Source organism: Bradyrhizobium sp., assembly GCF_047605465.1.
Taxonomy (GTDB): Bacteria; Pseudomonadota; Alphaproteobacteria; order Rhizobiales; family Xanthobacteraceae; genus Bradyrhizobium.
In genome coordinates, this window is record NZ_JASGFS010000027.1 from 1 (window position 1) to 8,864 (window position 8,864).

Here is an 8,864-nt window from a genome sequence, read left to right on the forward strand (position 1 = left end):
GCCCGGCCCTGCGAACAAGACGACACGAGATCGCCCCTCAAGGATGAGCCGGGATGAACGACGGATACGCGATTTCCGAATTTCGGTAAAGCGGAATATTTTTGTGGCGAAGGCTTGACGGGGTGTCTGGTGTTTTGCCCGACGATGCAAAGAGTGCCGCTCGGTGCCCCCATCGAAACGGCCAAGCGCGACTCTTGCGATCGGAAGACACGAGCCGCCGTCAGTGGGCGCTATTTCAGCGGCAGGAACAGTTCCGCAACCGCTTCATGCTCCGGCACCTCGGGGAAGAAGCTCAGGCGCTGGCAATAGATCGGGAAATCGCGTGTTTCCTCTCCGCTGGCCGGAAGCCAGTCGCGATAAAGGTAAAGTGCGGCGGGCTCCAGATTGTCGGTATTTCCGACGATACGCAGCACCGCGCAGCGCCCACCAGGGATCTCGCCAGCCTTGATCCGCTCGCCGTTCGCCTCGATCGGTTGGTCTGTCCCGACACAAAGGTCCACGCTGTAATCGGCACGCGACGCAGGACGCCGCTCGGAACGCCAGACATTGAAAGTCGGGTTTGTCTTGGGGTGCAGGCCGGCAGCCTTGCGCCACGCGATGAACCGCTGGATGGTGGCGCCAAGCATCGCCGGGTCGCCCCGGTGCTCCATGATGGCCACCGGCGTGGAGGGCACATCGCGGATCTTGACGTCCTCGGCGGTGAAAGTCTTCTGCATGAGTTTGCTCCTCGCATTGTCGAGAGGCCCTAAGGCCGCAAGCCACCGCTCCCAGTCGGGAGCCTTTTGGAACGATGAAGGCGATTGTCCGAACCGCTGCCGAAAGGCCCGGGCGAAAGCATCCGGTGCATCGTAACCGGCATCCATTGCTACGTCGGTGACGCTTTGGGCGTCCATGTAGGCCAGCCGGCATGAAGCGCGCTTCAGACGGGCAAGCTGGATATAGCGATGCACGGACAACCCGAAGGTTGCCGTGAACTGCCGATGGAAATGAAACTTCGAGAAGGCCGCAACGCCGCTCACCGTTTCCAGGTCCAGATCATCGTCAAGATGCCGGTCGATATGGTCCAGCACCCGCCGCATCCGGGTCTGATAGTTTTGCAGCGGGGCCTTCATCGTTCTTTCTCCGTGGCAGCACCAGCTAAGCCCGCGCGGACATGAGGCGCTCGACTGATCTTGCGGTTTTGTCTGCGGGCGCAGAACCTCGCCAAGGACCGTTTACGGCCTCAACCAATTTAGGGATGAACGGCGACCGGGGACGTCTGCAGACCGGGTTGCCTTCATAACGTGCCGAACTCTGATCGTCGCATGCAGGTTTCCCGGTCCGCACATCCGAAATCGGAGCAGCAACCAGGAGACCGCCAAGAAAATAATATAATCAATTACTTAGTAACCGCATAATCGGATCACCACACGACTTCACGCGACTGTCCAGCGCAGTCGCTCTTCCTTTACCAATCCGACGAGATGGCAAATAGGAACACTCCGTCGCTCGGCGCGTAAGCTGTCGAACGGGTTTTTCGGAGCTGCCCATGACTGGTGATGCGCCCCTCAGTTGGCTGATGTTCTTCACCCTGGCCGCAGGCGTCATCGTCGCGGCCGGATTCTTCCTCTCGTTTCTGCGCTCACGCCACAACCGGGAGGTTGCGGCATATGCACTCGAGGGCAACGGCAGGTCGCGCGGTGTCGAGCCATCCGGCGCGGGCGCCGAGCTCGCCGGCCTGTTCGCGGTCGCGCTGATCGCAATGGCTCTGCTGACCTTCGGCTATCGCTCTCATTCCGGGACCGCCGTCTCGGAGGTCGCGCAACGCAACAACCAATTATCGACCGAGCGGACGGACCCCACCACGCCAAAACCCTACCAGCCGCAGAATCCGGCGCCGGATACGCGCACGGCGCCGACGGGGTCGTCGAGCGGATCCGGTCCGGACAGCGGAGGCCATCAGGAGGGGACGCAGAAGTAATGGCGCCGCGGTCCCCTGGGCCGGCGGAGCGACGCATCGCTGCGTCAGTCCGGAAGACTGGTGAGCCGTGGCCGCCAGATGCCGAGAACGACATTGGCGGCCGCAACAGCGAGCAACACCCAGAGCGATGTGCGCTCTGCCGTGACCGATAACACCAGCGTTCCCGGATCCGCCTCACCGGACAGCACCCGCGCGCTGGCCTCGGCTTCTTCCTGCAGCGGGCCCAGCACGGCCGTAAAGCCCCATTCGAAAATTATGATCCCGGTCGCGAGCTTGGCCCAGGCCCAGCCGGCGCTGTGGTAGGCGCGATTCAAGGCAATCGCCAATAGACCCGCGATCAGTGTCAATGCGAGCGACGGAAAGAACACCCATGTCGCGATGGCGCCGATCGCCGCGCTCATCAATGCGTATTCCGGCAGAGACGACGGCTTGGGGAGAAATCCGAGCAGCACAACGAGGCATGCCATCGCGCCCATCAGGCCGATGGCGCCGATCGTGTGCAGGAATTTCATCAACCGTCGCATCGCGCTTCCAGGCCTCGTGAAGGATGCGTCAGGGCCAGCTCACCGCCGGCGGCATCGAGCTGAGAATGGTCTCGACGTTTCCGCCGGTCCGCAGCCCGAACGTGGTGCCGCGGTCGTACAGCAAATTGAACTCGGCATAGAGGCCACGGCAGGCCAGCTGTTGCCGCCTGTCCTCTTGGCTCCACGTCTCGCCCATCCGCCTGCGAACGATTGCGGGATAGACCTCGAGCAAGGCCGTGCCGACATCGCGCGCGAAGGCGAAATCGCCGGCGAAGTCGCCGGAGTTCAAGTGGTCGAAGAAGATGCCGCCGACGCCGCGGGTCTGGCCGCGATGCGGCAGGAAGAAATATTCATCGGCCCAGGCCTTGAAGCGGGGATAATAATCGACGTCATGGGCGTCGCAGGCCTGCCGCATGGCGTGATGAAACGCCACCGCATCCTCGGCCGTCTGCGAGCGCTGGTCCGGCAGCATCGGCGTCAGGTCGGCCCCGCCGCCGAACCAGCCTTGCGAGGTCGCGAGGTAGCGCGTGTTCATATGCACGGTCGGAACATGCGGGCTGCGCGGGTGAATGATCAGGCTGATGCTGGTGGAGAGATAGCCCAGCTGCTTGCCGTCGCCCGGGAGCGTTCGCGCCAATTCGGGCGTCAGCACGCCGTTCGCCGACGAAGTGTGAACGGCTGCCTTCTCGAACAGCCGGCCATCGATCAGGAAGCCGCCGATACCGCCGCCCTCGCCCGTTGCGCGCTGCCACGGCTTGCGGACGAACCGCGCCGGCTCGCCGGGAAACAGCGCGGTCGGCGCCTCCTCTTCCAGCGTCTCGATCGCGCTGCAGATCTCATCGCGCAGCCGCTCGAACCAGCGACGCGCCTGCGCCCGCTGCAGCACGGTCGATCCGGCCTCGCGACAGGTCATAGCCGGCGTCAGGCCGCGCGTGCCAGCCCGACCTCCGCCCAGATCTCGGACAATGCCGCCACCAGCGCATCGATGTCCGCATCCGAGTGAAGCGGTGACGGCGTGATGCGTAGCCGCTCGGTGCCGCGGGCGACGGTTGGATAGTTGATCGGCTGGACATAGATGCCGTAGCGATCGAGCAGCATGTCGCTGATCTCCTTGCAGAGCACGGGGTCGCGCACCATCACCGGCACGATGTGGCTGGGATTGTCGAGATGCTGCACGCCTGCTTCATCGAGCTTGCGCCGCAGGGTCGCGACGCGATCCTGATGCCGCTCGCGCTCGTGCGAGCTTGCCTTGAGATGGCGGATGCTGGTCAACGCCCCTGCTGCAACCGCCGGCGGCAGCGCGCTGGAGAAGATGAAGCCCGACGCGAAGCTGCGCACGAAGTCGCAGATGGTGTGGGAGCCGGTGATGTAGCCACCAATCACGCCGAACGCCTTCGCCAGCGTTCCCTCGATCACGGTCAAGCGGTCGCTGAGCCCCTCGCGGTCCGAGATACCGCCACCGCGCGGCCCGTACAGGCCCGTCGCATGCACCTCGTCGAGATAGGTCAACGCGCCATGTTCGTCCGCGACATCGCAGATATCGGCGATCGGCGCGATGTCGCCATCCATCGAATAGACCGACTCGAAGGCGATCAGCTTGGGCGCGTCGCGTTCGAGGTCGGACAGCTTGCTCCTGAGGTCGGCGACATCGTTGTGACGGAACACGCGCGTGGCGCAGCGGCTGTGCTTCATGCCCTCGATCATCGAGGCATGGTTCAACTCGTCCGACAGGATCACGCAGCCGGGCATGCGCGAGGCCAGCGTGCTGAGCGTCGTCCAGTTCGAGACGTAGCCGGAATTGAACAACAACGCGGCCTGCTTGCCGTGGAGATCGGCGAGTTCGGCCTCCAGCAACACGTGGTAATGATTGGTGCCGGCGATGTTACGGGTGCCCCCGGCGCCTGCACCGCAGCGATCGAGCGCCTCGTGCATCGCGGCCAGCACCTTGGGGTGCTGCCCCATCCCGAGATAATCGTTCGAGCACCACACCGTCACCTCGCGTTCGCCGGACGGCGTGTGATGCGCGGCGCGCGGAAATGCACCGGCCTTGCGCTCGAGATCGGCAAAGACGCGATAGCGGCCCTCGCGGCGGAGACCATCCAGTTGGCGGCGGAAATAGTCTTCGTAGTTCATGGCGATCTCCCCTCTGCTGTTCGATTGAAATCCTATGAAACGTCCTGTCCGAGCGCGCTTGCGGCCTTGCTGTCGCGATAGGATTGGCGAAACTGGTCTTCCAGGCGCTGCCTGGCGAGGAAGGCGGCGCTCTTCACAGCCGGACGTTCGGCCGCCGCGGCACCGCCCGGGATCACCGCAAGCACCGGTCGCACGATAGGCTCGGGCGTCGGAGCCATCGGCGCCTGAGCGCGGACGCTCCAGCGCCAGAGATCGACCACCGGCATCGGAAGCACCATGAACCAGTGCTCGAGCGCGCCGAGCGCCACCAGGGCGGCGAGCAGCGAGTAAGAGAGCGCGTCGAAGCGCGACTCGGCGCCGACCGCAGCCACCGCGAGCCAGGCCGCAGCCGCTGTCGCGAGCGTCACCGAGAAAGGGAACAGCGCATTGATCGGCTTTCGCGCAAAATAGCTTCGCAGGAAATCAACCTGCGACGGCAACAGTTCGTCGTTGAGCGTGCGCACGCCGAGAAAGAGATTGATCTTGGCGCTCTGCCGCAGCACCAGCATCGCCCCAAAGGTCCACCAGCCGAGCTGATTGGGCGCGCCCACCGTCACCGCAAAGGCAAGGCCTGCCGTGGCGATGAGCGCGAACTCGTGATAGGCGGTCGCCTGCAACGCGAACCAGACGCGATCGACCGTGGTGCAATCGCGCGGGCAGGCTTGCGGCCGCGGGCCGGTGATCCAGCCCGCCAACAGCGATATCTCGACGGCGCCCCAGAGCAGGATCGCGCAGGTGAAGACGCAATAGGCGCCTGCCGCACTGGCTTCCCGGCTGCTGGCTGCAAGGCCCACCAGCGACGCCACGAACAGGACCGCTGCGCCCACCTTCAGCAGCACATCATGGCGCAGCGACATCCCCACCAGCAAGAGAACCGTGCCCGTGGAGAACCACCAGACGAAGAGGACGTAGGGAATTGCGATTGCAAGTGCGCCCATGACGGGCTCCCATCACCAAGCGGGTTGAAGCCTGATTTCCTGCGGCAACTCGTTGTTCTTGGCCGGCAGCAGGAACAGCCGGGCGAAGGCTGTGGCCGCTGCAAGCGGCAGGATGACACGCTTGAGCCGCGAGGCGAGGCCACCGCTCGCCTTCGCGTCGGCGATCGCTTCCGAAACCTTCCGCAGCCTTTCGAGCCCGGCCAGGAAGCGCGGATCGTCGATATCGAGCACGACCGGAAAGACTTGGCGCGAGATATCCGACGTGATGCGGAACACCCGCATGTCGTAATCGGTCGGCTTCATGCCGAGGGCTTCATGGAACGCGGGGCGCATGTGATCGCGCACATACATGGTCGCGAACACCGCGAGCAGGAAGAACTTGATCCAGAGCTTGTTGCGGCCCTTCAACAGCGCGGGGTCGGCGCGCATCAACAGCGCAAACGCCTCGCCGTGGCGGAACTCGTCGTTGCACCACTTCTCGAACCAGCGGAAGATCGGATGGAATTGCCGGTCCGGATTGCGCTCCATCTGCCGATAGATCGTGATGTAGCGGGCATAGCCGATTTTCTCGGACAGATAGGTCGCATAGAAGATGAATTTCGGCTTGAAGTAGGTGTACTTCTTGACCTTGGTCAGGAAGCTGAGATCGACGCCGATGCCGTGATCTTTCAGGATTTCGTTGATGAAGCCGGCATGGCGCGCCTCGTCGCGGCTCATATAGGTGAAGAGCTCGCGAATATCGGGGTTCTGGATGCGCTTCTTGATCTCGGCATAGAGCACGCAGCCTGAAAATTCCGCCGTCAGCGAGCTGACCAGGAAATCCTTGAATTCCTTGCGCAGATCTTCCGGCAGATCGTTGAGATCCCGCTCGAACTCCGTCGTCTTGACGAAATGCTTGCGGTTGAAATCCGCGCGCAGGTCCGAGATCACCGCGTCCCATTCCCGCCGCACCAGATCGACGTTGAGCCGGTCCATCGCCTCGAAATCGGTGGTGTAGAAGCTCGGGCTGAGGATGGTGTCCTCGCGCGCCATGTCGGTGCTGGACGATGTCCTGGTGCCACCTTCGATCGCAATCATGATGCCCTCCCGTCCGAGAAGCTGACGTCATAGAGTTCGGTGAGCTCGAGATAGCCGGCGACATGGGTCATGAGCCGCTTGAGCGTGCCCGCGCGCACCACCGTCGCGGTGCGGCGCAGATGGACGGTGTCGCCGAACGCGACCCGCACCGGCGCGCCATGGATGGTGACCTCGTCGCCCGGGCGGATCTCGACATTGCCGTCGAGGCTGACATGCGCATGCAGGCTCTCGCCGGTCTGCTCGATCTCGATCGTGCATCCGACATCGAAACTCCGGGGCTCTCCATTGTGCAGCAGGGTCATGGCTTGTTACCTCGCATGGCGACGACGTGTTCGAAGGCCTGCATGTTGGCGGCGCCGAACGCCGCGAGATCGACGCGGCGGCCGGTGGCGGGATCCTCGATGGTGGAATGGCCGTCCGACCATCTGGCGATGACGAAGGCCGGCCCCGCGCCGAGGCCATGGCGCTGGCGGTCGAAGGCGAAGCTGCGCAGCACGGTGCGGACGAAGCCGTCGGTCCCCGCGGGCACAACGCCGATCACCGCGCCGCTCTCGGGTGCAATCACGGCAATGCCGCCATCGGTACGGTCCTCGAACCGGAACGACAGGTTCTGCACCGCCGTCGCATAGTTCTCGCGAACCGCGCCGATGCCTGTGAGCCGGCCGACGCTCGCCACGACCAGCGAGAAGACGATGAGCGAGGCCGCTCCGAGGATCGCGCCCCGCGGAACCATTCTGTCGGCAACGGCTGCGCTCATGGTCTCCTCCTAAGCCGCGGTCGCGACAGTCGAGCCCAGCTCGGCCGATCGCGGCACCGGCATCGCAGTGACGACGGGTTCGGGCGCCGGCGACGAAGCAGCGGTCAAGGCCTTGGTCAGCAGATGGCCCACGCCGCGTGCGTCAGGCACGCAGCGGAGCATCGGCTCAACCTTCGTTAGCCGCCACGGCCGCACATGCGGCCACAGCAGCAGGAATGCCAGCCGCTGCTCGCCGGCGACTGAAATGGGCAGATCGCCGCTGCCGTCGGCATATTCCTTCACGGCGGCGCTGGCGATCTGCCGGAAGGGAATGTTGAGCGTCATCGGCAGCACCGCGCCGAATTGCAGCAGCAGGCGCCGGTCGGTCACGCTGTAGCGCGTGGTGCGGCTATAGAGGACGGCGAGGCCGCACAGCAGGACCATGACGATCGCGAATGGAATCGCCAGCCGGCTCGCAGCGACCATCGTGTCGAACAGCGGCTGCCCGTCGGAGACACCGATCGCGATCCGCACGGCGAAGAGCAATGCGAAATAGACCGCGACGAGCCTGACATGAAACACCCGCACGGCAAGGCCCCGTGCATCCGGTCTGCCCTGCCAGACCAGGCTCTCGCCGCGGGGCAGATCGAGGTCTTCGAACTGGCGCATCCGGATGCTCACAGCAGCGGCTCCTGTCGCGCGGCGGTGGCGTAGAGATTGCCGCCGCCGAAATAGCCGACGATCCTGTCCTCCTCACGCTTGGTGACCTGCTCGGGATTGGCCAGCACCGGCGCATCCGCGAATTGCCGGCCGAGGATCGATTGCACCACGACGCGCCCCTTGCCCCAGCGCATCTTGACGCGCACCATCGTCATCGGCACCAGCACGTTGCGGCCGGCGGCGCCCGCCACCTCGACCTCGAGGTAGCGGATCAGCATTTCGGCGCGGTCGACCCAGACTTCACGAACGGTGCCGCCGACCTCGCCATCGGCGCCGATGACCGGCATGCCGCGCGGATCGGGGTCGCGCTGCTCGATCGTGATCGTGGTATCGGCGCGCAGCGGCACGATCGCGGGGACGTCGTCCATCGAGAGCTCAGGAATGTCCTCGCGATCCGCATAGGAGGCAGGCCCAACGCCGTCGAGCATCGGGTTGCCTGTCGGCACGTAGGGTGATCCGGGCCAAGGCGCCATCGGCGTGACGGGCGCGTCGCCGCGGTCGTTCTTCCAGTTCGGCAGGGTCGCGGTATGCCCGTGGCGCAGCAGGTACTTCTTGAAGCCGGGATAGGTGGGAAAGCCGGTGCCCCTGCCGCGGCCGCCGTCCTCATATTGCAGCGGATAGCCTTCGCGCTTGTCCTCGCGCCTGAGATAGAAGATCAGGCACGCAAAGAAGATCCAGAAGGCGTAGAGCGTGACCTGCGCGACGTCGAGGTAACCGGTGAGATCTGTGTGCATGAC

11 protein-coding genes are annotated in these 8,864 nt (G+C 64.5%); 1 reads left to right on the forward strand and 10 read right to left on the reverse strand.

Annotation, left to right across the window (positions count from 1 at the left end):
* Window positions 1-230: 230 nt before the first annotated feature.
* Window positions 231-1,112: an AraC family transcriptional regulator gene (locus QM712_RS20195; protein ID WP_415024897.1), complete on the reverse strand. Its 882-nt coding sequence runs from the start codon at window positions 1,110-1,112 to the stop codon at window positions 231-233.
* A gap of 416 nt (window positions 1,113-1,528) precedes the next feature.
* Between QM712_RS20195 and QM712_RS20200 the strand changes: the two genes are divergently transcribed.
* Window positions 1,529-1,960, forward strand: coding sequence for a hypothetical protein (locus tag QM712_RS20200; RefSeq protein WP_415024898.1), 432 nt, complete (start codon window positions 1,529-1,531; stop codon window positions 1,958-1,960).
* Between the two features lie 44 nt (window positions 1,961-2,004).
* Here QM712_RS20200 and QM712_RS20205 read toward each other — a convergent pair whose 3' ends face one another.
* Genes QM712_RS20205 through puhA form a run of 9 tightly spaced genes read right to left on the reverse strand, consistent with a single transcriptional unit; the run spans window position 2,005 to window position 8,861 of the window.
* Complete coding sequence (locus QM712_RS20205) at window positions 2,005-2,484, reverse strand: hypothetical protein (protein ID WP_415024899.1); 480 nt, start codon at window positions 2,482-2,484, stop codon at window positions 2,005-2,007.
* A gap of 28 nt (window positions 2,485-2,512) precedes the next feature.
* On the reverse strand, window positions 2,513-3,397 hold the full coding sequence (gene hemF / locus QM712_RS20210; RefSeq protein WP_415024900.1) for an oxygen-dependent coproporphyrinogen oxidase: 885 nt from the start codon (window positions 3,395-3,397) through the stop codon (window positions 2,513-2,515).
* Between the two features lie 8 nt (window positions 3,398-3,405).
* Window positions 3,406-4,617: a 5-aminolevulinate synthase gene (gene hemA, locus QM712_RS20215; RefSeq protein ID WP_415024901.1), complete on the reverse strand. Its 1,212-nt coding sequence runs from the start codon at window positions 4,615-4,617 to the stop codon at window positions 3,406-3,408.
* Between the two features lie 32 nt (window positions 4,618-4,649).
* Window positions 4,650-5,594, reverse strand: coding sequence for a putative photosynthetic complex assembly protein PuhE (puhE, locus tag QM712_RS20220; RefSeq protein WP_415024902.1), 945 nt, complete (start codon window positions 5,592-5,594; stop codon window positions 4,650-4,652).
* A gap of 12 nt (window positions 5,595-5,606) precedes the next feature.
* The gene (acsF, locus tag QM712_RS20225) at window positions 5,607-6,671 is read right to left on the reverse strand and encodes a magnesium-protoporphyrin IX monomethyl ester (oxidative) cyclase (RefSeq protein WP_415024903.1); all 1,065 of its coding nucleotides are present in this window, start codon (window positions 6,669-6,671) and stop codon (window positions 5,607-5,609) included.
* Window positions 6,668-6,973, reverse strand: a complete 306-nt coding sequence (locus QM712_RS20230; RefSeq protein WP_415024904.1) for a hypothetical protein — start codon at window positions 6,971-6,973, stop codon at window positions 6,668-6,670. The genes acsF and QM712_RS20230 overlap by 4 nt, the downstream gene beginning before the upstream one ends.
* Window positions 6,970-7,428, reverse strand: coding sequence for a photosynthetic complex assembly protein PuhC (puhC, locus tag QM712_RS20235; RefSeq protein WP_415024905.1), 459 nt, complete (start codon window positions 7,426-7,428; stop codon window positions 6,970-6,972). Before puhC ends, QM712_RS20230 begins: the two co-directional genes overlap by 4 nt.
* Before the next feature lie 9 nt (window positions 7,429-7,437).
* A complete protein-coding gene (gene puhB / locus QM712_RS20240; RefSeq protein WP_415024906.1) occupies window positions 7,438-8,088 on the reverse strand; it encodes a photosynthetic complex putative assembly protein PuhB in 651 nt (216 codons plus the stop codon).
* A complete protein-coding gene (gene puhA, locus QM712_RS20245; protein WP_415024907.1) occupies window positions 8,085-8,861 on the reverse strand; it encodes a photosynthetic reaction center subunit H in 777 nt (258 codons plus the stop codon). Before puhA ends, puhB begins: the two co-directional genes overlap by 4 nt.
* Window positions 8,862-8,864: the final 3 nt, after the last annotated feature.

What these genes read in the sequence shown, in the direction of transcription:
- QM712_RS20195 (WP_415024897.1), bottom strand. Translation starts at nt 1,112, where the DNA reads ATGAAGGCCCCGCTGCAAAACTATCAGACCCGGATGCGGCGGGTGCTG.
- QM712_RS20200 (WP_415024898.1), top strand. Translation starts at nt 1,529, where the DNA reads ATGACTGGTGATGCGCCCCTCAGTTGGCTGATGTTCTTCACCCTGGCC.
- QM712_RS20205 (WP_415024899.1), bottom strand. Translation starts at nt 2,484, where the DNA reads ATGCGACGGTTGATGAAATTCCTGCACACGATCGGCGCCATCGGCCTG.
- hemF (WP_415024900.1), bottom strand. Translation starts at nt 3,397, where the DNA reads ATGACCTGTCGCGAGGCCGGATCGACCGTGCTGCAGCGGGCGCAGGCG.
- hemA (WP_415024901.1), bottom strand. Translation starts at nt 4,617, where the DNA reads ATGAACTACGAAGACTATTTCCGCCGCCAACTGGATGGTCTCCGCCGC.
- puhE (WP_415024902.1), bottom strand. Translation starts at nt 5,594, where the DNA reads ATGGGCGCACTTGCAATCGCAATTCCCTACGTCCTCTTCGTCTGGTGG.
- acsF (WP_415024903.1), bottom strand. Translation starts at nt 6,671, where the DNA reads ATGATTGCGATCGAAGGTGGCACCAGGACATCGTCCAGCACCGACATG.
- QM712_RS20230 (WP_415024904.1), bottom strand. Translation starts at nt 6,973, where the DNA reads ATGACCCTGCTGCACAATGGAGAGCCCCGGAGTTTCGATGTCGGATGC.
- puhC (WP_415024905.1), bottom strand. Translation starts at nt 7,428, where the DNA reads ATGAGCGCAGCCGTTGCCGACAGAATGGTTCCGCGGGGCGCGATCCTC.
- puhA (WP_415024907.1), bottom strand. Translation starts at nt 8,861, where the DNA reads ATGCACACAGATCTCACCGGTTACCTCGACGTCGCGCAGGTCACGCTC.